This window comes from Megasphaera sueciensis (assembly GCF_050219315.1).
GTDB classification, from domain to species: domain Bacteria; phylum Bacillota; class Negativicutes; order Veillonellales; family Megasphaeraceae; genus Megasphaera_A; species Megasphaera_A sueciensis.
The window spans coordinates 163178-187724 of the sequence record NZ_CP116939.1 but is presented as its reverse complement, the minus strand read 5'-3'; the positions used below and the strand labels follow the sequence as shown (position 1 = coordinate 187724).

The window sequence follows — 24547 nt, the reverse complement described above, 5'->3', positions numbered from 1 at the left end:
CTCCAATAATGATAGTCACACGTATGTGTGCCATTTTCATTATATAGGGCATGCACTGTTATCGAAAATGAGTGCACTTAATTATCGGAAAGATACGCACTAAATTGTCGGCAAGACTGCACTATTTTGTTGGAATATACAAATACCACCTAAAGCGATAACTGTCACAGAAAATAATAAATTATATATACTCGAAAACATTAATGCCCAAGATGATAATAAATAATAACTTTTTCCTAAATATATAACAAAAGACATACATGATGAAAATATTATTATATAAAGTTTAATCGTAATTTCAGTAGTTTGTTTAGCTACTTTACCATATGCAAATGAAAATAAAATCCCAAAAACAAAATATAATATAGTTTTCTTTTGATTAACATTATATAATAATTGATTGTAAATCCAATAACCGGTTTCAAACTCATTTCTTTTAAAATCGAAATTAAAAAAACAAATAAGAATAGAAATTAAAAATGATAATACAATAATTTTAATTGTTTTATTAGCATATTCCATACTATAGCTCCAATAAATTAATGTGTTTCACTTTTAAAATAAAATATGATGTGCATATCGTTACTAACAATTCTGTTAAAACCATAGAAACAGCAACACCTTCCCCATGCCATATTATAGCTAAGGGTACAACTATAATTAAATTGAAAATTGCTGCACCAACCAATATTTTACTAAATTCTTTCTGCCATCCAAAATTAAGCATAGTTTGAATCCCAAAAACATTGCTGACAGAAATTACAGCTGGAAGCAATGCCATTATTTGTAGTATATGCATTGATTCTTCATACCCTAATCCAAATAATATTCTAACAATAATCCATGCTAACGCAAACAATAAAACTGAACCCAATAAATTAAGTCCACAATATATTTTTAAAAACTTATGCAAAAAAGTAATTGCATGTTCTCTTGAATTACACAATAATTGACTAACATGAGGATAAACAGCCTGAGTTACAGTGTTCATCAAACCTTTTACACTATCAATAATCTTATTTGCTGCGCTAAAATATCCAACAACTGTATTATTAGTTATTAATCCCAGTATAACTAAATTTGTTGCAGTATATATGTTTATAGCTATTGTTGATAAAAATATGTGCCATCCATTAATTAATGTTTTCTTTATTTTACAAATGGTTGGATGACAAAAAACAAAACGATACTCCGTGTATAAAACATAAAAAGAAAATGCTCCTGCAAATACTGTGGTACATGCCTGTAAAAAAGCTGCTAATAAGTAATCTTCAGGTCTGCGTACAAAAAGTAATATTAAGCTCACTGTAATAATACGCGCTAATATATTAACAATAGTAATATACCGCATTTGTTGGATTCCTTGAAAAAACCAAATAGGAAATACAATATTTCCTATTACCATAGTATATACAGCAAAAAACAACAGTATATCTATATTGACATAGCTTTGAAATATAACTAATCCTGATAAAAATAATATCGTAGAAATAAAACATATTATAATTTTAGATGTTATAACATTTGAAAAAATTTGGGCCACTTCATTTGTACTCTTCGCTCTAGCTATATCTCTCGGAGCTGTCATATTAAAGCCATAATCAACTAATATGATGAAATATTGAACAATACCTTGCATAAATGCAATAGCGCCAAATCTTTCCACTCCTAAAACACGCACTAAAAAAGGTAATAATATAAAATTTAAAATATATTCTAGACCCTTTAAGCCCAACAACGATGCTATATTTTCTGACAACTTATGGGGTTTTATTTTTATTACCACTGGCTTTGCAAACTCCTTTATATAAATTGAATGTATTTTCGGATAATAGTAATTGGTAAAGAATCAAAGATATAATAATTGTATATATTAAAGATGTTCCAAGTATATCCAAAAAAAAACGCTCATCAATAGATGATAAAAATAATGGGAAAGAATATGTTGCATAAAGAATAATCAAAAATGGTCTTACTTTATTTGACATCACTAAAGTATATAAACTTGTATAAAGAACTCCCAAAATCCACATTACCATCATCATACCAATATATCCAAAATCACAAATATATCGTCCCATTGCTGTATAAACATTGGTATCTATATGGTTAAATTGAGTGAAAGGTAAAAAAATCTGCACTTCTGGCAAATGCATTCCTAATCCATTAGCAATACGATATATTCCCAACATAGTATTACTTCCTATATAATTACTTACAATTATTGATTTATTTAATAAAGCATCTAGTGCCGGAATAGACAATCCCGCATAATGAGAAAAAATAATAAACGGGGTGCGATTTTCTCCAATAACTTTACCAGTAAAAAAACCTAAAAGTAAAAATACTATAGTAAAAAAAAGACCTGCCATACTTAATATTCCAAGTAACTTAAGTCTTACTTTTATAGACTGTCCATATTTTTTAGGGTATAAAACACCAATTGTTACTACACAATAAATTATCATTATCATTAATGCCATGCGCCCTGTGGTCAATATAATAAAAGGAATATAAAAACAAACTGGTATCAACATCAATAATTGGTTCCTTTTAAAACCAGTAAAAATGGCATTATATATAATAATATACAGATAAAAATATGTAATACTCTGTGCCAAAAGGTGACGATAATTCATCCATCTTGATAATACAATTTTATGTTCTTCTATAGCCGGCCGCACCACACTAATCATATGAGCATATCCAGCATCATTACCAAGCAAAACGGACAACTCGTATAATTCGTTTAAACTAAAATAACATAAAACCAACATTATTGAAGAAAGAATAAATAAAATATAACCATTTATTTGATATGGAAAATAATGTTTTACACTATTGAATTCAATACGTGCTCTTATCGAATTCAATCTATAAGAGCACCACACTCCTCCTATGGCAAAAGCAATAATGCCACTAATAATTGCAAAACAAGTTTTACTCTCTACATGCAGATCCCAACGCTCCACATTAATCATAGCAAAAAAAACACTTGCAGTCATGGTAATACTCATAATGAAACTAGGATTAAACAGGGTTTGTCAAGTTAAGTGTGTAAGTTTTTTTAGGTATCATAAAAGAAGATGCGTTACCAGTGATTGCTGGCTTTAAAATTTCTCGTATTTCAGGATACGAGCTTGCAGCTTATCATCCATAGCCAACTGGTTTCTGACCATCGCCCAGTTCTGGATATGATGCCCTTCCCACTTGGCATAGAGTTCCTTTACCCTGAGATAGAGAACCTTGAAGACAGATTCCTCGCTGGAGAACGAGCCCTTCTTGGTGACTTTTCGGAAGCTGGAATTCACGCTCTCTATCGCATTGGTGGTATACATCACCTTCCTTACGGCACTGCCATAGTTGAATAGTTGCTGGACATGCTGCCAGTTCCGCTTCCATGTTTCTACCGCACCGGGGTACTGGCTCCAGGCCTGCTTGAACCGCTCGAATTCGGCCTCAGCACTCTTCAGGTTCACGGCTCCATAGACCTTCCTGAGCTGGGTCGTGTAGGCCTTGTAATCCTTGGATGGGATGTACTTGATGGAGTTGCGGATCAGATGGACGATGCAGCGCTGCACGACCACCTGGGGGAAGATGGACTTTGCTCCCTCTTCCAAACCGGAGACACCATCCATGCAGATGAATCCGACATCTTCAACGCCACGGGCCTTCAGCTCATCGAATATCTGCATCCAGTTATGTTTGCCCTCCGTCTCGTTCATCCAAAGGCCCAGGACATCCTTCGAGCCATTGATGTCATAGCCGAGGATGACGTAGACAGCGTGGTTCTTGGTCTCATAATCCTTGCGTACAGAGACGTACAGGCAGTCTACGAACAAGAAGGGGTAGAAGGGGTTCAGAGGACGTGTCTGCCAATGCTGGACTTCGTCCATCACTCGGTCTGTGATGTTCGAGATGCTCTCTGCGGACAGCTCGAATCCATAGATGTCATCAATCGTCTTGGCAATATCCCGCTGGCTCATGCCGCGTGCATACATGGCCAGTACCTTGCTCTCGATCCCTGTGACATCCTTGGTGCGTTTGGGGACTACCTGGGGCTCGAAGGTAGATTCGCGGTCCCGTGGGACGCGGATGGGGACCTCGCCGACCGAAGTCTGGATGGTTTTCTCCGTATAGCCATTCCGACGGTTGGAGGTTTCCTTCTTGCTATGATCATTGGAGCTATACCCGAGATGGTTATCTATCTCGCCCTGCAGCATAGCTTCGAAGATAGGACCGAACACGTCCTTCAGCGCTATCTGCATGTCTTCCTGCGTCTTCGGCTGGTATTGTTCCATGATGAGCTTGGCGATTGCCTGGCCTTTCTCACTCGGGTTTCTACGTTTCTTCATCAGTGCTGTACTCAATTCCTTTCAACCTGCTTTCTGATAGTGTACCGCACCTCGACAAAAAAATGAAGTGCGTAAGTTAGTAAATTGGTTACCGGTAACTTACACACTTCATTTTACACTCCCATTAAACATATCCCCTTTGCTTAGTAAAAGCAAGAACAATGAGATGGATAATAAAATAACAAAAAGGATATATATATAATTAACGTTAATGGCATAACTCATTTTTTCTTCCCCAACACACACAATGTATTAACCGTCACAGTGATCATGCCAATTATTATACCCAATATTCCTCCTAATATACCATAATTTACAACAATTTTCCCTTTTGATACAGGTTGTACTTCAGGAAATAATTGAGTTTCATTTACTATTTTCAATTTATCATTAGCATCAATTAAATTTATTTGTTTACTAAACTCTCCCAAAATAATCTTTGGAAGTAATTCAGCATTTGTTTTTATATAATCCATGTCTTTAGAATCAGTAATATCTAAATAAAAAACAATTTGAAATACTCCATCATTAAAATCATTAACGATTAATTTTTTCTGCATCCATTTAAGTTTTTCATCTTGTGACATCTTATTCCAATTTGTATTTAATTTATTATAATCTATTTTTTGTTCTGTATCTCTGATAAAACTATTCATAAATGCATAGGTCTGAAAAAATTTATCATATTTAATTCTATTTTCATAAAAAGGAACACTATTTTTTTTATGATTGTCTACTTCTACAATTGTTTCAAAATGCACATTGCCACTTTGAACTACATATTGGTTAAATACTAATTTTTCACCCATTAATAAACAAGAACATACAACAGCACAAGCACAAATTATCAACCATTTTTTTTTTATGTTAATAACAATTTCACGAATCATATAGTATCCCCCTATAATTTAATATAGTTTTAATCACGATGTGAAAATTAAAATTAATGTGACTTATAATATTTATATAACTTATAAATTCCTGTATTTATTTTCTTACTTTTAAAACAGTGCAGCAAAAAACCCGCAGGCCACATACTATTTTTAAAATCATTAATAAATAAATGTGGATTAACAATATATGTTTTAAGGTCTTTGCATTTAACTAAAGATTCAAACCTGTCACTGGCAAACCTAAAATCACCCCATTCAGTTAGATCAGCAAGGCATGGTGTCAAACCAAATTTTTTAAAATTCTTAAGTGCCAAGTTATTTGATATTAGTATATTGCCAGCCAATTGATCATCATATTTCTCAACAAAATCTAATGCTCCCTGCTGTAAATTGGATATCATTACGGGTTCATCTACTTTTCCATCCCTGTCAGCATACTCATAGTTTTCTAAAATCGGACTCACAACATTATTATTTACCTTATATCCTAACACCGTTCCATGTGGAGCACTTAAAAACACTTCCAGCAACATATAGCAAAAATGCCATATACTATATATTTCCCTATTATTAGCACTTGTATCTATATAGTTTTTTCTTTTATCTGTTTCTTCTTTATAAGTTTGCATATTAAATGCCCATAGATTAATATCTAAATTCGCCTTTTCTATAAATTCTCTAAAAGCTATTTCTATGCTACACCCAGCACCAATATCTACCATTGCGACTTTACCGGACATATCAACCTGACAAAGATATTTTAATAATACGTCAAAAGACCTGTCAGAATTTTTAAAAATATATGGTTTTAAATCATCAAAAAGCAATCTGATATTTTTGTTCTGTAATAAAGTGTCATAAGTAAATTGCTCCGTATCTGAAATATTGTATTTTGAAACTAATGCTTTAAACATTACAAAATCTAAACCCAACTTATTAAACAAAAATTTAATATTAAACAGGTAAGGCCAAGAATTATAATGAGAAAGCATCTTTTCAAGCGTATCATCAAAACTAAAAAGTGTAGTAATAATTGATCTTCTTGATGCATAAAAATGGGTTTGTCAAGTTAAGTGTGTAAGTTTTTTTAGGTATCATAAAAGAAGATGCGTTACCAGTGATTGCTGGCTTTAAAATTTCTCGTATTTCAGGATACGAGCTTGCAGCTTATCATCCATAGCCAACTGGTTTCTGACCATCGCCCAGTTCTGGATATGATGCCCTTCCCACTTGGCATAGAGTTCCTTTACCCTGAGATAGAGAACCTTGAAGACAGATTCCTCGCTGGAGAACGAGCCCTTCTTGGTGACTTTTCGGAAGCTGGAATTCACGCTCTCTATCGCATTGGTGGTATACATCACCTTCCTTACGGCACTGCCATAGTTGAATAGTTGCTGGACATGCTGCCAGTTCCGCTTCCATGTTTCTACCGCACCGGGGTACTGGCTCCAGGCCTGCTTGAACCGCTCGAATTCGGCCTCAGCACTCTTCAGGTTCACGGCTCCATAGACCTTCCTGAGCTGGGTCGTGTAGGCCTTGTAATCCTTGGATGGGATGTACTTGATGGAGTTGCGGATCAGATGGACGATGCAGCGCTGCACGACCACCTGGGGGAAGATGGACTTTGCTCCCTCTTCCAAACCGGAGACACCATCCATGCAGATGAATCCGACATCTTCAACGCCACGGGCCTTCAGCTCATCGAATATCTGCATCCAGTTATGTTTGCCCTCCGTCTCGTTCATCCAAAGGCCCAGGACATCCTTCGAGCCATTGATGTCATAGCCGAGGATGACGTAGACAGCGTGGTTCTTGGTCTCATAATCCTTGCGTACAGAGACGTACAGGCAGTCTACGAACAAGAAGGGGTAGAAGGGGTTCAGAGGACGTGTCTGCCAATGCTGGACTTCGTCCATCACTCGGTCTGTGATGTTCGAGATGCTCTCTGCGGACAGCTCGAATCCATAGATGTCATCAATCGTCTTGGCAATATCCCGCTGGCTCATGCCGCGTGCATACATGGCCAGTACCTTGCTCTCGATCCCTGTGACATCCTTGGTGCGTTTGGGGACTACCTGGGGCTCGAAGGTAGATTCGCGGTCCCGTGGGACGCGGATGGGGACCTCGCCGACCGAAGTCTGGATGGTTTTCTCCGTATAGCCATTCCGACGGTTGGAGGTTTCCTTCTTGCTATGATCATTGGAGCTATACCCGAGATGGTTATCTATCTCGCCCTGCAGCATAGCTTCGAAGATAGGACCGAACACGTCCTTCAGCGCTATCTGCATGTCTTCCTGCGTCTTCGGCTGGTATTGTTCCATGATGAGCTTGGCGATTGCCTGGCCTTTCTCACTCGGGTTTCTACGTTTCTTCATCAGTGCTGTACTCAATTCCTTTCAACCTGCTTTCTGATAGTGTACCGCACCTCGACAAAAAAATGAAGTGCGTAAGTTAGTAAATTGGTTACCGGTAACTTACACACTTCATTTTACACTCCCATAAAAATAATATGTCTTAATACTCGAATTTAATAATTCAAACCCTTTTTTTAAAACATAGCCATCTCTCGAAAAAAAATAAATCTTATTTATATTATTTTCTTTTGCTTTTTTTAGCAACCAATCACAATACCCATATAAAAGTGGCCCAAAAACTTCAAAGCCTAATTTATAACTATTGGGTTTATCAATCCCAATAAAACTATTACTAACAAATTTCTCGATACATCCATATTGTAATTTTTCACTGCCATATAATCCTGTAACACCATAATATCTGCAATTGTCGTTTTCACTTATTAAAAACGCTGATAATCCCTGTTTTTTAGCCATGACATAATCAGCAATCTTATCATTGCCAATATGCAACACACGAGAAGCAGTTATATGGTTTTCTTCTAATATATTTCTGTATAGCAATCCATTCTGCCATTTTGTTTGTCTTGCTTCACAAGATACATAAAGTTTATTATACCCTGAATACCCACAATGGGAAAGCATCTTGCTAATAACCGTACTTGGCAAATACATATCAGATACAATAAAGATTAATTTCCCTTTTCGTTTACACTCCTCAAAAATATCGAATATTTGTTTATTGGGACAAGAAAAATCTATTTCTGTCTTAATTTCTAAATTCTTTAAACGCATACTAATTTTTTTATCATAAAAGGTTACCATCTGCTGATAAATTTCATCTAAATTAACCTCATAAAATTCCCCATTTTTACGAGCTAAATTTTCAGCTAATTGCCTTTTTTTAGTAAAATCTATTTTTTCACCAAATAACTGAAAATATTTTATCCCAACAATTTTAAATAAATCTATTGCTTGTGGAACATTTCTATTTATCATAGTATCAAAAACATCAAATGAAATGATAGCATGTTTATCAATTAAAGCTGAAAGTTTTTTATAATCCATGACTGCACCTATTTAAATAAAATTGTTCTATCTTATAAATCTCTGTTGCAATATCATATCCACTGTTAGTAATTTGTTGTTGCATATTGTTACGCTTATAATTACAATACTCAAAAATAGAATCCACCCATTCTGTTAGTCCACTATTATTGCAATAATGTACTAAACTAGTAATAGAAAGGTCCGGTGTAATAGTATTAGAAAAAAAACAAGGTAATCCTGCCGCTTGTGCTTCTACCCCGACCACTGGCAACCCTTCAAAATGTGACGGTAATAAAAAACAATCCATAGCCTGCATTAATTCATTAACATCTGTACGCATTCCCAAGAACAAAACCTTATCCTGCAGTCCCAATTGATTAACCATCTCATGGGTTTGTAAAAGGTATTCTTTATCTATGCCAACTGCATCTCCAACTAACAATAAAATCATATTACTATTTTTTTTACATGCTTCAGAAAAAACAGTAATTAAAAACTTATGATTTTTTTGATAAGTAAACCTACCAACATGTCCAACAACAAATTTCCCTTCTATTTTCAGTTCTTTGCGTTTTTTATTACGGATAACTTCATTAAACGTAAATTTTCTCGTATCAATTGCATTATGAATAATAATAAACTTTCTGTTTCTAAACATCCATTTACCCGCCGCATTAGAGCAAGCCCAACAATCAGTAGCAGCCCAAAACATTAGCTTGCTATTAAGCCAGACAATAAATTGACGCAATACATTTATTTGTAACTCATCGCCACTATTATGTGAATGCATAATACGTATTTTAATTCCCATTATACGACCTATAACTAATGGAAATACATAATACAAATGACAAGCATTTAAAACAATCGCATCATATTTACCTCTTTGTTTTTTTAAAAGTTTCCACCAATCATAGTAATGTTTAAAAGGATTTTTGCTACGACGACAAATTTTATAAACTTGATTACCAGCATCTTTAATTTCCTCTTCAAATACCATATGCCGGTCTCCCGTAATATTTACAAAGTCATATTCTATTTTATTTCTATTCAATTGCCTATATTGATTTATAAGGTAAGTTTCCATACCACCAATATTATCTGTCATACCAACCTGTAAGATATTCACTGTTTTCTTCATAAACAAATCATCCTTCTATCTTTTCAATATAGCAAAAATAGCTGGAAATTCTCTTTTTACTATGCCAATACATTTAATAAATTGTAACAAAACATTAATTTTATTAGATCTTAATGCACTAATCATAATCTTTTTTTTAATGTTTAAATGCTTAAATTTAATAGATCTATATATTTTAAACAGCTCATCGCTCTTAATAATATTGATCGTATCTTGTATATTTGCCTCATTAATATCTATTTTTCTTTGAAGTGTTGAATATATAAATCGTGTGTATAACCAAAACACATCTTCTTTAAGAGTGTCATTCATATTATTTATATTTCCAAAAGCATTAATAAATTCATGTATTTTCATCATATGTAAAGAATAATAACCATTTTGCCGTTTTGTGGAAAGGCTATTATTTATCCTTTTATTATAATGATATCCATAATAATCTATACATTTTAAATTCTTAATTACTTTAAAATACATTATATTAAAAATAAAATCTTCGTTAACAGCGTACCTTTCATTAAATTTAATCTTTTCTTTTTGTATTATATCCACTCTGTAAAATGCATTCCAAACATAACCAAATAAGGGGATAAGTTCCATTTCAATCATTTTGCATTTTATAGTGTCCCAATCATCAAAAAAACCATTTTCAATTTTGCAAATTTTACTATATACATGTCTATTTTTAGAATCAAAATATTCCTCTACACATCCAATTTTTAAGCAATCTATATTGTCCTTATTTAAATGAACATAGGCTGTTCCTAACAAATCTGTCTCAATATAATCATCACTGTCTATGAATGTTACATACGTTCCTTTCACATAAGGAAGTGCTATATTTCGTGCACTAGCTGCACCTTTATTTATTTTATTTTGTAATATTATAATTCTACTATCTATTTTAGCTAATTTTTGACAAATGCCGTAACTGCTATCCGTTGAACAATCATCCACTAAAATCAATTCAAAATTGGTAAAGTCTTGCTTTAAAATACTTTGTACCGCTGCATATAAATATTTTTCAACATTATAAACAGACATAATAATGGTAAAAAAAGGGGTAGCAATCATTATATATCCTCCAACATATAAACATTTTTAATTTTTTGTATAATCAACTTTGCGCAACAAAAATTTTGTTCCCTTTTTTAACCAATTTTGTTTTTCCATAAATGTAACATTAACTTCTTTATATACAATATTATTTTTATTTATCCATACATCTAGCAACAACTCACTAATATATCCAAATACTCTCGCTTCTGTAATATTATAGCTAGAAATTTCAATTCTGTTTTCCAGTTTAAAAAGAATCGAAAACAGCCATTTACAATAAGTATCAAACTTATCTTTTTTCATAACAAACATATTAAACATGTGTGCCGATGTTTGTTTCATTACTTGGTCAAAAGCATCTTGATATTCTGGATATAATTCTTTTATTATATCCCTTGTCATATCTAAATCAAGTTTATTGTGCGCATGAGCATAATGGGAGTAGTTGGTTTCTATATAATATTTTCTTTTTAAAGGAACAATTATATCATATTTGCTTAACAGATTCAGCCAATCACTGTATTGAAGAACATATTTTTTCTTATCATCATTATTATGACCGTCCTTATAAGTAAAATATCGCCGATAATGAACTAATCCAATATAATCAGCTTGCAAATTTTTCCATGCCCAGTATAGTCCTGTTAATTCACAATAATTAGGATTCTTTTCAGAAATATTGTTCCCTGTATCGTCACCCATAAATCCAATCGATTGTTTTCCTTTTTTCCCAACATGAATAGGCATATATACGGAATCACTTGGTATCCAATAAGGTTTATGCATTGCAATAAGAATTTTTATATCCATATTCTAAAATTCCCTTTCCACCGAATCTAAAGCAGATTGAATAACCTTATCCATATCGTAATACTTATATTCTGCTAAACGCCCACCAAAAATAACGTCGTTTTCTTGTTGTGCTAATGCTGAATATTTTTGATATAATGCTGTATTTTTAGCATCATTAACAGGATAATACGCTTCTTCTCCAGGTTTCCACGTACTTGGATATTCTTTAGTAATATAGGTTACTCGTTGTTTCCCAAATTCAAAATGTTTATGCTCTATAATTCTGGTATATGGTGTTTCTTTATCTGTATAATTTACGACCGCTCCCCCTTGATAATTGTCCGTATTATGTTTTTCAATCTCAAATCGTAGTCCGCGATATTCCAATGTTCCTAATGTATAATCAAAATATTGATCAATCGCCCCCGTATATACTATTTTATTTGCAATATTTTTAAATTCATCAGGAGCAACAAAAAAGTCCGTATTCGTTCTTACATCAATATTTTTCAACAGAGCATTAATCAAAACATTGTAACCACCTATGGGAACGCCCTGATACAAATCATTAAAATAATTATTATCATATGTATACCGTACAGGCAGTCGCTTAATAATAAATGCCGGCAATTCGCTGCATGGCCTGCCCCATTGTTTTTCGGTATATCCTTTAATTAATTTTTCATATATATCTTTTCCGACTAAGCTTATTGCCTGTTCTTCTAAATTCTTGGGTTCCCCTTTAAATGCAGCACATTGTTCCTGTATTTTCATTTGTGCTTCCTGTGGAGTAATAACTCCCCACATTTCGTGAAATGTATTCATATTAAATGGAAGATTATAGAGTTTACCCTTATAGTTTGCTATAGGACTATTAATATAATTATTAAACTCAACAAACCTATTAACATATTGCCACACCCTTTTACTGCTGGTATGAAAAATATGTCCGCCATAATAATGAATATTTATTCCGCCTTTATTTTCACAATAAATATTCCCGCCTAAATGATTTCTACGTTCAATAACTAGACATTTTTTATTATGTTCAGCAGCTTCATGGGCAAAAACACACCCGAATAACCCACTGCCAACAATTAAATAATCATATGGAACCACTTTTATTTCTCCAATCTGTTTTGACTAAAATATACATCATCATGTGGATTCTCAACAATCTTCATCTCATCAATATGCGCCTTTTTTACAGATTACAACCTTAATTGTTCTCCATAAGAGTACCATATCAAACCATACATTCCAATTCCTGACGTACCATGTATCCATTTGGACACGTTCATCATACGTAACATCATTCCTGCCACTAGTTTGCCACATACCGGTAATACCGGGACGAACCATGTAGAAATCGTCAATATGTTTTCCGTAGCGAGGTATTTCTTCACGGATAATAGGTCTCGGTCCGACAAGGCTCATATCTCCTTTAAGCACATTGAACAACTGAGGCAGTTCATCCAAACTGGTTTTTCGGAGAAAAGCACCACTCCGGGTAATGCGGGGATCATCTTTCAGTTTAAACTCGCTTTCCCATTCAGCCCGAGCTTTTGGATCAGCAGCTAATACTCGTTGTAATTTTTCGTCAGCATCCACACACATACTGCGGAATTTGTAACAGGAAAATGATTTTCCCTTTTTTCCTACTCGTCTATGCTTAAAAATCACAGGCCCCGGTGAGTCTCTATATATCCAAATGGCAATAATTAGAAAAACAGGCATCAGGCAAAGAATCCCTATAACTGTACAGACAATATCAAAAATACGTTTGATCCAACGATTATACCAGCGAGCCAAGTTATTCCGCACACTGAAAGCCACAATACGTCCATCAATGAGGCTTTCCATATTTAATACAGCTAATGGCATATTTCCCATATCGGGTATAAAAGAAATTGATTTTACCAACGGCTGCAAGCGGTAAACAATTTCTTGCACCGCATTCGTATTAAGTCCGGGGGCAATGACTACTACATGACGCACGCCAGTCTCCTTGATAACCTGTTCTGCATCCTGGAATTTACCCAGTTGCGGCATCATGGCTGTTACCTTGGGATTCGGTATATGATCTTCTAAATAGCCGATAAAATGATGTCCCATTCCCGTATCATGTTGAAAGTATTCCAATACTAAGGCTGCCGTCTTACCGGCTCCCATCACGAGTACAGGAACCTGCAATATACAAAATTTTTCCAATATTTTTTTAATAATAAAACGAAACAATATAACGAAACAAAACGCAAAAAACCATAAAAAAGCTAAAAACAATCGTGAAGTAGTCCCCGCTATTTGTGCTGCATACATCATCACGATAACTGTTACGGTTGCATATACATTAGCATTAAATATATGAGAGATAATACGCCAAAACTGCATACGACGCGTATATAATTCACTTGCCTGCATAAAAATAATATAGGTAACAGGACATATGACATACCAGCTTAACCAAGATATATGCAGCACCCCATCATTCGGTATAAAAAAATTCCGCAGGTAAAACGCTACGGATTCGGCACATACGATGGCACAGTAATCTCCTATTGTTAAAACAAGCGGCAATATGATTGTCGTATATTTATTTTTTATAGAAATTCTTATTTCACTGCATGATTTGCAGGCAGACATACGTTTTCCCCCGCTTCTATCCATATTTATTGTTCATAATTATAGCATATTATATACACCCGTTCTATATATAAGTTTCATAAGTGCATTATTTATGAATAATAAAAACAAAATTAATATTTTATAATAATTTTAGATGCTTAGGGTAGTAATGAAATACAGACGCCATCCAATAGGATTTTATATATGTTTTATACTCCCATATTTTCCCAAGCGGTAAATTCGCAGAACGCAAATAATTACTTATTGTCAAGCCGTACGTCTCCATTATGCGATGATACTCCGCCTCTTTTCGGTACTTAATTGTATATCGAATACAAGCAAAAATAGCTTTAACATATTCTTCAAAAGCGTATTTTTGAAGAATATCTTCTGATTTCTGAAAGAGAATCATTTGATAGATTTGTTTGCGAGCTCGAAAATTTCCTTGCCATATTTCATAATTTCCATCTTGCCAAGATAAGCTATCTTGTCGGTGCATATAATGATACAAGTTATTAGAAATCACTACTATAGAATTACACTGCATTAACACCTCCGTAATAAAAAGCTGATCTTCGGAATAAACGATTGTTTCGTCAAACCGGACAGACTTTATCAAATTTTTACAAAAAACTTTATTCCATATACACCCGGCACCCAATTTTTCATTTAGTAATAATTCTAATGGATGGTTGCAAATGAGAGGGAATGTACTAGGATTCGTTGCAGAAGGTTTATATGTAACTTCTGCAACGAATCCACACATAGCAATATCTGTATGACTTTGTTCCAATGCTTTTATTAAAATCTGGTACATATCTGGTTCAATTAAATCATCCGCATCTACAAAGGCAATATATTCTCCAATTGCCTTTACCAGACCACTATTTCTGGCAGAACTTACGCCACCATTTTTTTTATGTATTACTTTAATTCTAGAATCCTGTAATGAAAATTTGTAACAAATTTTCAAACTGTCGTCTGTAGAACCATCATCTACAAGGAGTAATTCAAAATCAAAATAAGATTGTCTCAAAATAGACGTGATGGTATCTTCTAAATATTTTCCCGCATTATATATGGGAACAATTATACTAAGTTTAGTCATACGTATTTACCTGTTTTCCTCTTTGAATAATAAAAACTGTTAGTCCCCAGTAAAACCAAAACAGATTCATTACATATCGACCAAAAAACGCATAATCAAAAAAGCCGTAAACAATGATGGCTGAAAAACAAAGCAGCATCCCACCAATCCAATTTAATCTCCGCAACGTATCCACCATAGATATTACGCCATATTTTAACATTGTATGCCATTGAAAAATCAATAAAAGCAAAAAACCGCTGAGTCCAATAAGACCATTTTCATTAGCAGACTGAAGAAAAATATTATGAGGCGATTGGATATTTTTTTCTCTTCCAGGCAATTCAAATCGATTATGATACACTTCTCCCCATTTTTTCGTACCAATGCCAAACACTGGATGTTCTTTAAATATTTGTTCAGAAACTTGCATTAGATATACTCGTCCATCATTCTGTAATTGATTGTGTATACGCGTTTCCAACACATTTGACGAAAAGCAAGTTACACCAAACCCAACTATCAATAGTATGGGAATAACAAATTTCAATACTTTCCAATATTGCGCTTTAATAATTAGAATCAGCATACCCAGAAATACAACTGCCATAACAATTACAGCACTGCGGGTACCTGTCATGGCAATGATATGACATCCTGCTACAAATACAATAAAAGAAATACAACAAAAAGCAAAATTTTCTTTCCAATACATGATAATTCCAAAAAGTAAAAACGGCAGCATCGTAATTAATACAGATGTTAGTCCCAATGGCCATGCAAAGGTTCCCATCAAACGTCCCTCAATATAATGAGGATGCATAAACGTATCAAAACATATGTAAATAACAGAAACAATTAACCCTATCCATACTATTTTTGGTATATTTATATCATCCTTCGCAATAATGCCAAATAACAAAAATGGTGCCATCCGTTCGACATAGTGACCAATTTCACTGATATCACCCTGATTAAAAAAATATGAAAAAATCATAGTACCAATAAAAACCATCATAAAAAGCCAAGATTTTCTATATAAAGAGCTAGTCCACATATTTCCTAATATAGGATAATCATATAGCCTGCATACTAAAATATGGCTTAGAAATGATAATATAAAGAACCATCCTTGGTTAATCCCACACCCTACTGTCAAAAACAATACTGGTAATACCTGTATATATAGTTTATATTTTTCAGCACACTCTCTCAAATTATACACCTACTTATTTCACTGGTATTAGTTTCCATTTCTCATCATAGAGAGAATGTCCATCGTATCCCTCACGCCGCCATTTATCAGGCGCAACTACTATTTTTTCTTTATAAGTACTTAAATACTGTGCCCACCAGCTAAACGTACTATTAGAAATAACAAAATGCTTACAGGCAGACATCAATTGCATTTTTTCCCACACAGGATCACTCCCATTTTCATATAACGTTCCTTTCGGAAATTTCATATTTTCTTGTACCCATGGAATATCATCAGAAAACACAATAAGTTGTGGTTCACGTATTTTCTGATACATGTACTCAATTCCCGCATAAAAATATTCTTTTGTGCATAGATTGGCCGCTTTCGCAACACCCGCCTTGTAAATAAAATCACCCCGCCGTATCGTAACACAAACAGACTCACTGCAGCAAATTTTATCATATAAAACTTTATTTTTATTCTGCACCGCATATTTTGGAGTAAATTCATTTCGTATCATAGTATCAAAGGCAGCAAAATATTTTGGACACTCAAAATAACCATCAAGAATCAAGTCTCCCAGCGGAAGATCAGTATACTCATGAAACCCATTTGCTATAAGTATCCCGTAATTTGCCAATTTATCTATTATTTGTTCATTAAATCGTACTTCGTTATCCGATCCTTTATCAAACTGCCGATACATACGAAAACCATGTTTCCGGAATAGAACTGCTAACCGTTGCATCTTAGTATACATTACTGATCCAATTACAGTATCCTTTGAAATATTATAGTACTGCAAGGAGTTTTCCCAACCACCATACGGATCAATAGCAGATTCCTCCTCAATATTGCTAAAATCTATAGTTATCTGGTCTTGGCGCTGTTCCGCCAACGTTCTGGCAAAAGCATATTGAAAAAATTGATTTCCCAGCCGCCCATGCATTTTAATGTATATCATTTTTTTACCCCATTCATTATTTTAATATGTTATATAGAAAATTTTCAGTTCCAAAATCTCTATTTACTCTATCAAGATTATTCTGATAAATGGGTATTTTTTTTTCGTACTGTTCTAAAAAATCGTGTATTTGTACAGACATATGATTCAAATCCTGTAAATCCACTTCAGTACCTACATCATATGCAGAAAGAATTTCGGGATTTAAAAATTTAGTCACCAATACGGACTTATATAAACCAAGTGCATTAAAATATACCGCACTCCAGTTATATAAATATCGCTTATCACTATAAGGCAAAAACAATACATCCATACTCGATAATATACTATACCACTTTTGACCATAAAGCTTTCCTTTTATAAAAGTAATCCCCGCCTTATTTTTGTATTCATTCATAATACGATCTAAGTCTGTTGCATCCTCTGGCGTAGTAGGGGCTGCTTGTATAATAAGTTCGGCCTTATGTGTCATTCCACTTTTCACAAACGCATTGATGATACCTTCTATATCTTTCTCCCCTTTGCGATAATGTCCAAAAAAACCAATTCGAATAGGTTCTTTGTACATCAAGTGATTATTAACTTTAATTTCTGTCGGAACCAATACAGGCGGTTTTATTAATTCTACATTAGGAAGTGCTGATTCTTTAAAATCGTCTCGCAAAGTAGTAATTTTCAGTTTAATATTTCTATAACTCAAACACTTTTGTGCTTGTCTGATAAATTTAGGTTTTTCATGAGGATTAACTCCCAAAAATATAAAAATAATAGGAATTGGGCTATCTTTCAATTTACTTCTATGAAGAGACCGCAGATATCGATAAGTAGCTGTCGTTAATACTATGGCATCTATTTCCTTTTTACAAGCCTTTTTGTAAGCCGAATCAAACCACTTAACTCTCCTGTTTTCACGCTGTATGGACAACCATATTTTCTTTATTTTTCCAGCTCCTTCATAGTCAACAATTTCACCTCCACTCATATATTCAATGGGAATATCAAAATCAATAGAAAGTTTGCTATTTTCTGGTAAATATAATATAGGCGTATGGCCCTGTCGTTTTAATTCATTGATAATAAGACGATCAAATTCCTGCTCAAATCCACCATTAGTTTTTACTGTTTCCAGTATTGCTACACGCATTATAGATCACTCTTTCTTTGCAATTCATATAGTTTCAAATACTTTAGCATGGTATAAAAAAAATGGTTAAAACACATATACGTTCCCATCCAACCGTCTAAAAATCCAGCTCGAACAATAAACATCTTAAAAAATCCACCTAAGCTATGAAGAAATATACTGGAAAGAGATGTACGTTTTCCTCTCTTAAAAGCTTCTTCAGCCCAAATTGTCGTATATTGACACAACTTTCCTTCCCAATGATGCCAGTTTTTATACGTATAATGCTCAATATGCCCCGGCAATGTTTCTGTTATTAACTTGCATTCAGGATGTTCATGTATTTTGTGAACCCAATGTACGGCAGTTCTCGGAAACATGCGAGACACATAATCAGGATACAAAACGCCATGTCCGAATTTTGTACCAAAAGCTACTGATTTCCGCTGTATACTGTATTGCTTAGTTGTATCATTCAGAGCAGCAGCTCTATGAACTGCATCAATAAGTTCAGAACTTAATCGTTCGTCGGCATCAAGATAAAAAACCCAATCCGCCGTTGTCTGTATCAAGCCAAAATTACGCTGTGCCGCAAAATCATCATCCCATGCACGGTAACACACGGATGCCCCTTCTCTTTCAGCAAGCTTCGCTGTATTGTCCGTACTTCCAGAATCAATTATAATAACTTCATCAGCACATTGAAATGCGTTCCGTATAACATCAACGATATTGTCCTGTTCATTTTTTGTTAAAATAAGTATGGATAATGTACTCACAATAAGACTCCTTATAACCTAATTTTCATTAACATACAGGTCTGAATTATTTATTTAGATTATAGCATATGATACAGTAATTCTCTAGCAACACCCTCGCATATATATATTGTGAATATACTGATATAAGATAATCCGAGTTATATTGCGAATGTCAAAATTGTTATTTGTCTTCCTTTAATAAGTACGTTACAATTAATACAGTATATGAATAGGAGTGCTTTCAGTGAAAAAACATAAATTTTTAATTACATTTATTATAGCTGCTATCATTAGCTATGTATTGATGTATGGTTTTTACTTATTAATGAGTGTCGGTCTCCCGTATAAAACATTATTTTTGCAAATGCGGCGATATGTCCCTAATGCAATAGCTGTCGGTATCACATTAGGATTATGGCAGCAATCAAAAATCCCTTGGAAAAAAATCAGTCCTCATATTGTTGTTTTTTTAGCCTGGGCAGTAGTATATCCTCTAAGTTATTGGATCACCTTCCACCAAAACACAAATTTTATTGACAACCATTTTGATATTTCCTTTGCTTCTTACATATTTGTATTTACAGCCACCCTGCGTTTACTGCTGAATACTTTTTCTATTACCACCATACAGCGCAAAATGTCAATTTTAATTATTAGTATACTACATACACTGCTTATGGTATTGCCTGTCATACAAATAATTTATTTTGTTAATTATCACAGTCCCATTACAGAAGCCGCTTGTATGGCTATGCTGCAAACAAATACATTAGAAGCTCATGAATATATTCTGCAGAATGCTGGATATAGCGGTATACTTATGATAATAATCCTATTTATCATTTTGTTATTTTTATTTATGTGGGGCAACTATGTAAAGATCCGTACTGTAAAACCAATAAAAAAGACGATTTTCATTTCTGTTATTATATTACTGACTTCGGGGATTTACAGTTGTCAAATTTTCAGAGAAACAGGTGTTATGGATGTCCTTCACAATGCGCAAGATTATTTTGATAATGCCCAAAAATTTAACTCCTATCACAAAAACAATTTCAATACCCTCATCGTAACTCCCACAACACCGGAATTTTCACAACCAAGTACCATTATCATGGTCATTGGAGAATCAGCCTCCAAAGATTATTGCAGCGCCTACGGCTACAGTCGGCATGATACAACACCTTGGCTACGTACCATGTCTTCTCAGCCTGGTTTTATTTTATTTAAGCATGCCTACACGAGTTGGGGACAAACAGTCCCTGCATTAGAACGTGCCTTGACAGAAAAAAACCAGTATAATAATTTAGACTTCAACCAATGTATTACGATGCTGGATATTGCTAAAAAAGCTGGTTACACGACCTATTGGTTCAGTAATCAAGGTACCATCAGCAATGCGGACACACCCATCACACTAGTAGCAAAGACAGCAGATTATTCCGCTTGGATTGAGGATGAATTAGCAAACAGCGATCATCAACGATATGATGGTGATTTACTTCCTTATCTGAAACGAATTGATCCTAAGAAAAATAATTTTGTCGTCATTCACATTATGGGCAGTCATGATAGTTACGATAACAGATATCCCAGAAATTTTACTAAATGGCCATCCGAAACGGGACGTAATTCAGTCACAGAATACGATAATTCCATTGCCTATACCGATTGGTTCTTAGAACAGGTATACATGTATGGTAAAGACAATCTAAACCTGCAGGCGATGCTCTATTTTTCTGATCACGGTGCAGATCCCAAACATAAACGTCACCCTGATTATGCGCCTTTTGAAGGCTTACGGATTCCCATGTTTCTTTACTTATCACCCGAATACTGCAAACTGTATCCCAATACTTCCGCTGTTTTACAAAATCACGCTGACACGTATTTTACCAATGATCTCATGTATGAGCTTATGTGCGGTGTATTCCATATTAAAAGTAATCATTATGATGAAACAAACAGTTTGTCCAGCATAAATTATAAATATACACGCGATATGTTAACGACAGAATTGGGGAAAATAAATTTAACGGAAGATACAAATAATTAAACGATTCATTTGCTCTATTGCCAAAGATACTGTAATATGTAAGACGGAACAAATAACATGAACCAATTTTATTTTAAAAATTTTAATGACGCGGAGTGATCAAATGGATTGGCAATTATTAAAGCAAATAGGCCATGATGTATATAAATGTGAAGATTGGCGTGATAATAAACGGTATTATTCTTTTTTGGCACGTGCTTTTATAAATCGTCATGTCATGGAACAACATCTAACTTTCTTTTTATCTGATCCAAAACGTACCCTTATTATGGAGCATTGTCCATGGCTTATCGATCAGGCCGTACGAAAAATATTTTATAAAAATTCTACTTGCCTAGAGCGAGCAAAAATCGTACAACAACATATCTGCTGGATGGAACAATTATTTGAATTTGATTTGATGGAACGAATCTACGTACACGGTGAACGAGTTCCGTTATGGCATGATGAAATAGATGAAAAACCATTTATATTGTATTTAAATTTCACAGATGGCCAGCAAAAGGAAGGATGCTTGTCCATCGAACTGGTATATGACAGTGAAGATGAAAAACATACAGGCTGGGATGCCGGAACCAGGGTATATCAATTGATGTTTTTCTTCGGCGATACTGATTTGACTATTCATATTGGAGCATTGCAAGGTATGGTCGGCGGCTCTGATTTTATTAAAAAGTTAACAAAAAAATATTTCGGTTATCGTCCCAAAAACCTTATTTTATGGTGCCTTCGCTGTCTGGCTGTCACACTGAATGCAAAAAAGATAACCGCTGTTACAAATAAGGGGTATTACGCCATGAACCATATTCGTTTAGATCGCAAGCTTAAGGTGGACTTAGATCGTTTTTGGCAAGAAGCCGGAGGCACTGCGGATTGCCAAGACAGTCGCTTCTACGACATCCCGATAGCGGAATATCGCAAGGAAATGAGTGAAATGAAACCTTCAAAAAGAGCAAATCACCGCAGGCGATATGAATTAATGGATCAAATCCAAGCAGAAATTTCTAAGGCGCTTAAAAAATATATGAAAAATGAGATTGGCGGTAAACAGTAACTCCATAACTACTTGAATATGGCATATTTTCCTGTTTCTATCAATATTTACAGTATTACATAAAATCTATTTAGGAGGCATAAAAATGAAGAAAGAATATGAATTGGCTGAACAATACCACACGCAGGGAAATAATTGCGTCGAATCGGTTATTAAAGCGTGTAATGACAGTATGAATCTGCACTTACCCGATGAGTCCATTCGTATGGCTTCGGTTATGGGCGGCGGCATAGGTCGTTCCGGCTGTGTTTGCGGAGCATTGAGCGGTGCTTGTCTGGTAATCGGATCTTTAGTGGGACGTCTGGATCCTGCTGAAAAACCCTTACCGGAAATGTATCAGTACACACATGAATTTCATGATCGTTTCAAAAAGCATTTTGGAACCACCTGCTGCCGGGCATTAAACAAACTCAGTTTCGGGACTCCGGAATATCGAAAACAATGTATTAAAATCACAGCAACCGCAGCAGATATGGTTTCCGATTTCATTGAAGAAAAACATTTAAAAAAATAGACTCATCCTTGGAAATAATATTCCAGCAATATCATTCTTATATATTAAAACGCCGATCTTATAAAAAATTTATAAAATCGGCGTTTTTCATATCTGGATATCATCCGTTTATCCCAAAAAGCCACGATAGTTTTGCGCTTTTACAATTCGATTCAAGGCTATAATATAGCATGCCAGCCGAGCGGGGACATGATATTTCCCCTTAATCCGCCATACTGTTTGAAATGTTTTTTTCATATTGTCATGAAGTTTTTTATTATAGTCCTCTTCTGTCCAATAAAATCCTGTGCGATTTTGTACCCATTCATAATAGGATCCCACTACACCTCCGGCATTTGTCATGACATCAGGAAGGATTTCTATCCCCTTTTTATAGAAATAGGCATCAGCCTCTGTTGTTGTCGGTCCGTTAGCACCTTCAAGAATAATTTTAGCCTTTACATCCTTCATCGTTTTATCATTTAATTGATTTTCCATAGCCGCCATAAAAAGAACATCCACATCCAGATGCAATACATCCTCCTTAGGAATGACTTTCATGCCTTCTTCTTGATACCCATTTAAAGTACGTCCGTGTGAATTGGCATACACATAGGCCTTTTCAATATCTATTCCATTGGGATTATACAGAGAGCGTCCTACATCTCCGATTGCCACAATTTTAACACCGGCCCGTTTCATAAGCAGACAACCCACGCTGCCCACATTGCCGAACCCCTGGGCAGCCATAGTAATATCACAAGGATTCTTACCTGCCGTTTCCAAATAACTCATCAAGGTATACATAATTCCTCGCCCGGTAGCTTCATTCCGTCCCAGAGACCCACCTATTTCAATGGGCTTGCCTGTGACCACACCGGGTGTATATTTCCCTTTGAGTTTACTATATTCATCCACTATCCATGCCATGATCTGCGCATTCGTACCTACATCGGGCGCAGGAACATCTGTATCTTCTCCGATAATCGGGGATATTCGATATATGTATTCGCGGGTAAGCCGTTCCAATTCACGATTGCTTAAAAGCTGCGGATTGACTTGTATCCCGCCTTTAGCCCCGCCATAAGGAATATCGGCAACAGCACATTTAATCGTCATCCATCCAGCAAGTGCCTTTGTTTCATTGACATTGGAACAGGGATGATACCGTATCCCCCCCTTAGCCGGACCGCGAACGGAACTATGCTGTACACGATATCCTTCAAAAACCTGGATATGTCCATCATCCATACGAATTGGCAGGCTTACTGTCATTTCCCGTTCGGGATACCGTACAAAAGCATATTCATCCTTATGCAGCTTAAGTACAGCCGCCGCTTCGTCTAGAACATTAAGCATATTTTGATACGGATCATAGGTTGCCATTATTATCACCTCATATAAAATTTGAAATACACACTGCTTGTTTATTTTTTCTATTTTTATCATACCACTTTTTGAACAAACTTAAAACTTTAAAGAATTTCATGTATAATTTAAAGTCATCATAAGTATATAAAAATGGCGAAAAAACAG

At 34.8% G+C, this 24547-nt stretch carries 22 protein-coding genes; 3 read left to right on the top strand and 19 right to left on the bottom strand.

The annotated features are described in order from the left end of the window. Window positions 1-99: 99 nt before the first annotated feature. From NXG62_RS00935 to NXG62_RS00850, 18 genes are all read right to left on the bottom strand, one after another. Window positions 100-522, bottom strand: a complete 423-nt coding sequence (locus tag NXG62_RS00935) for a hypothetical protein (protein ID WP_427113188.1) — start codon at window positions 520-522, stop codon at window positions 100-102. Between the two features lies 1 nt (window position 523). Further along, window positions 524-1786 (bottom strand): flippase, encoded by a 1263-nt coding sequence (locus tag NXG62_RS00930; RefSeq protein ID WP_427113187.1) that lies wholly within the window; start codon window positions 1784-1786, stop codon window positions 524-526. Beyond that, entirely contained in the window at window positions 1761-3038 is a 1278-nt protein-coding gene (locus NXG62_RS00925; RefSeq protein WP_427114298.1) for an O-antigen polymerase, read from the bottom strand. Before NXG62_RS00925 ends, NXG62_RS00930 begins: the two co-directional genes overlap by 26 nt. 72 nt (window positions 3039-3110) lie before the next feature. Beyond that, window positions 3111-4355 (bottom strand): IS256 family transposase, encoded by a 1245-nt coding sequence (locus NXG62_RS00920; protein ID WP_083615847.1) that lies wholly within the window; start codon window positions 4353-4355, stop codon window positions 3111-3113. Window positions 4356-4576: 221 nt separating this feature from the next. Then, window positions 4577-5245 carry a hypothetical protein gene (locus NXG62_RS00915; protein WP_427113186.1) on the bottom strand — a complete coding sequence of 223 codons (669 nt, stop codon included), beginning with the start codon at window positions 5243-5245 and terminating at the stop codon, window positions 4577-4579. A gap of 53 nt (window positions 5246-5298) precedes the next feature. Then, window positions 5299-6162, bottom strand: coding sequence for a hypothetical protein (locus NXG62_RS00910; RefSeq protein ID WP_427113185.1), 864 nt, complete (start codon window positions 6160-6162; stop codon window positions 5299-5301). A 216-nt stretch (window positions 6163-6378) separates the two neighbouring features. Further along, window positions 6379-7623 carry an IS256 family transposase gene (locus NXG62_RS00905; protein WP_083615847.1) on the bottom strand — a complete coding sequence of 415 codons (1245 nt, stop codon included), beginning with the start codon at window positions 7621-7623 and terminating at the stop codon, window positions 6379-6381. A 108-nt stretch (window positions 7624-7731) separates the two neighbouring features. Next, window positions 7732-8670, bottom strand: a complete 939-nt coding sequence (locus tag NXG62_RS00900) for an HAD family hydrolase (RefSeq protein WP_427113184.1) — start codon at window positions 8668-8670, stop codon at window positions 7732-7734. Then, complete coding sequence (locus NXG62_RS00895) at window positions 8660-9793, bottom strand: glycosyltransferase family 1 protein (RefSeq protein ID WP_427113183.1); 1134 nt, start codon at window positions 9791-9793, stop codon at window positions 8660-8662. Before NXG62_RS00895 ends, NXG62_RS00900 begins: the two co-directional genes overlap by 11 nt. Before the next feature lie 15 nt (window positions 9794-9808). Next, window positions 9809-10867, bottom strand: a complete 1059-nt coding sequence (locus NXG62_RS00890) for a glycosyltransferase family 2 protein (protein ID WP_427113182.1) — start codon at window positions 10865-10867, stop codon at window positions 9809-9811. A gap of 27 nt (window positions 10868-10894) precedes the next feature. After that, window positions 10895-11662, bottom strand: a complete 768-nt coding sequence (locus tag NXG62_RS00885) for a DUF4422 domain-containing protein (protein ID WP_427113181.1) — start codon at window positions 11660-11662, stop codon at window positions 10895-10897. Window positions 11663-11665: 3 nt separating this feature from the next. Beyond that, the gene (gene glf / locus NXG62_RS00880) at window positions 11666-12763 is read right to left on the bottom strand and encodes a UDP-galactopyranose mutase (protein WP_427113180.1); all 1098 of its coding nucleotides are present in this window, start codon (window positions 12761-12763) and stop codon (window positions 11666-11668) included. Window positions 12764-12832: 69 nt separating this feature from the next. Next, window positions 12833-14287: an undecaprenyl-phosphate galactose phosphotransferase WbaP gene (wbaP, locus tag NXG62_RS00875; RefSeq protein ID WP_427113179.1), complete on the bottom strand. Its 1455-nt coding sequence runs from the start codon at window positions 14285-14287 to the stop codon at window positions 12833-12835. 121 nt (window positions 14288-14408) lie between these two features. Continuing rightward, entirely contained in the window at window positions 14409-15377 is a 969-nt protein-coding gene (locus NXG62_RS00870; protein ID WP_427113178.1) for a glycosyltransferase family 2 protein, read from the bottom strand. Continuing rightward, on the bottom strand, window positions 15370-16374 hold the full coding sequence (locus NXG62_RS00865; RefSeq protein WP_427113177.1) for an O-antigen ligase family protein: 1005 nt from the start codon (window positions 16372-16374) through the stop codon (window positions 15370-15372). The genes NXG62_RS00870 and NXG62_RS00865 overlap by 8 nt, the downstream gene beginning before the upstream one ends. 211 nt (window positions 16375-16585) lie before the next feature. Further along, on the bottom strand, window positions 16586-17521 hold the full coding sequence (locus tag NXG62_RS00860; protein WP_427113176.1) for an alpha-1,2-fucosyltransferase: 936 nt from the start codon (window positions 17519-17521) through the stop codon (window positions 16586-16588). A 16-nt stretch (window positions 17522-17537) separates the two neighbouring features. Continuing rightward, the gene (locus tag NXG62_RS00855) at window positions 17538-18668 is read right to left on the bottom strand and encodes a glycosyltransferase family 1 protein (RefSeq protein WP_427113175.1); all 1131 of its coding nucleotides are present in this window, start codon (window positions 18666-18668) and stop codon (window positions 17538-17540) included. Next, window positions 18668-19426, bottom strand: coding sequence for a glycosyltransferase family 2 protein (locus tag NXG62_RS00850; protein ID WP_427113174.1), 759 nt, complete (start codon window positions 19424-19426; stop codon window positions 18668-18670). The genes NXG62_RS00855 and NXG62_RS00850 overlap by 1 nt, the downstream gene beginning before the upstream one ends. Window positions 19427-19652: 226 nt before the next feature. On the opposite strand from NXG62_RS00850, the gene NXG62_RS00845 reads away from it, so the two are divergent. From NXG62_RS00845 to NXG62_RS00835, 3 genes are all read left to right on the top strand, one after another. Further along, window positions 19653-21464, top strand: coding sequence for a phosphoethanolamine transferase (locus NXG62_RS00845; protein ID WP_427113173.1), 1812 nt, complete (start codon window positions 19653-19655; stop codon window positions 21462-21464). Between the two features lie 103 nt (window positions 21465-21567). Further along, on the top strand, window positions 21568-22518 hold the full coding sequence (locus NXG62_RS00840; RefSeq protein ID WP_427113172.1) for a DUF535 family protein: 951 nt from the start codon (window positions 21568-21570) through the stop codon (window positions 22516-22518). 85 nt (window positions 22519-22603) lie between these two features. Next, complete coding sequence (locus tag NXG62_RS00835; protein ID WP_427113171.1) at window positions 22604-23032, top strand: C-GCAxxG-C-C family protein; 429 nt, start codon at window positions 22604-22606, stop codon at window positions 23030-23032. Between the two features lie 108 nt (window positions 23033-23140). Here the strand turns inward: NXG62_RS00835 and NXG62_RS00830 are convergent, their stop codons facing one another. Continuing rightward, on the bottom strand, window positions 23141-24397 hold the full coding sequence (locus NXG62_RS00830; RefSeq protein ID WP_427113170.1) for a Glu/Leu/Phe/Val family dehydrogenase: 1257 nt from the start codon (window positions 24395-24397) through the stop codon (window positions 23141-23143). Window positions 24398-24547: the final 150 nt, after the last annotated feature.

Excerpts from the sequence above, each read along its gene's own strand:
- NXG62_RS00835 (WP_427113171.1), top strand. The coding sequence starts at position 22,604 with ATGAAGAAAGAATATGAATTGGCTGAACAATACCACACGCAGGGAAAT.
- NXG62_RS00885 (WP_427113181.1), bottom strand. The coding sequence starts at position 11,662 with ATGGATATAAAAATTCTTATTGCAATGCATAAACCTTATTGGATACCA.
- NXG62_RS00915 (WP_427113186.1), bottom strand. The coding sequence starts at position 5,245 with ATGATTCGTGAAATTGTTATTAACATAAAAAAAAAATGGTTGATAATT.
- NXG62_RS00865 (WP_427113177.1), bottom strand. The coding sequence starts at position 16,374 with ATGATGGTTTTTATTGGTACTATGATTTTTTCATATTTTTTTAATCAG.
- NXG62_RS00890 (WP_427113182.1), bottom strand. The coding sequence starts at position 10,867 with ATGATTGCTACCCCTTTTTTTACCATTATTATGTCTGTTTATAATGTT.
- NXG62_RS00910 (WP_427113185.1), bottom strand. The coding sequence starts at position 6,162 with ATGTTTAAAGCATTAGTTTCAAAATACAATATTTCAGATACGGAGCAA.
- NXG62_RS00895 (WP_427113183.1), bottom strand. The coding sequence starts at position 9,793 with ATGAAGAAAACAGTGAATATCTTACAGGTTGGTATGACAGATAATATT.
- wbaP (WP_427113179.1), bottom strand. The coding sequence starts at position 14,287 with ATGTCTGCCTGCAAATCATGCAGTGAAATAAGAATTTCTATAAAAAAT.
- NXG62_RS00900 (WP_427113184.1), bottom strand. The coding sequence starts at position 8,670 with ATGGATTATAAAAAACTTTCAGCTTTAATTGATAAACATGCTATCATT.
- NXG62_RS00870 (WP_427113178.1), bottom strand. The coding sequence starts at position 15,377 with ATGACTAAACTTAGTATAATTGTTCCCATATATAATGCGGGAAAATAT.
- NXG62_RS00840 (WP_427113172.1), top strand. The coding sequence starts at position 21,568 with ATGGATTGGCAATTATTAAAGCAAATAGGCCATGATGTATATAAATGT.
- NXG62_RS00830 (WP_427113170.1), bottom strand. The coding sequence starts at position 24,397 with ATGGCAACCTATGATCCGTATCAAAATATGCTTAATGTTCTAGACGAA.
- NXG62_RS00935 (WP_427113188.1), bottom strand. The coding sequence starts at position 522 with ATGGAATATGCTAATAAAACAATTAAAATTATTGTATTATCATTTTTA.
- NXG62_RS00860 (WP_427113176.1), bottom strand. The coding sequence starts at position 17,521 with ATGATATACATTAAAATGCATGGGCGGCTGGGAAATCAATTTTTTCAA.
- NXG62_RS00855 (WP_427113175.1), bottom strand. The coding sequence starts at position 18,668 with ATGCGTGTAGCAATACTGGAAACAGTAAAAACTAATGGTGGATTTGAG.
- NXG62_RS00905 (WP_083615847.1), bottom strand. The coding sequence starts at position 7,623 with ATGAAGAAACGTAGAAACCCGAGTGAGAAAGGCCAGGCAATCGCCAAG.
- NXG62_RS00920 (WP_083615847.1), bottom strand. The coding sequence starts at position 4,355 with ATGAAGAAACGTAGAAACCCGAGTGAGAAAGGCCAGGCAATCGCCAAG.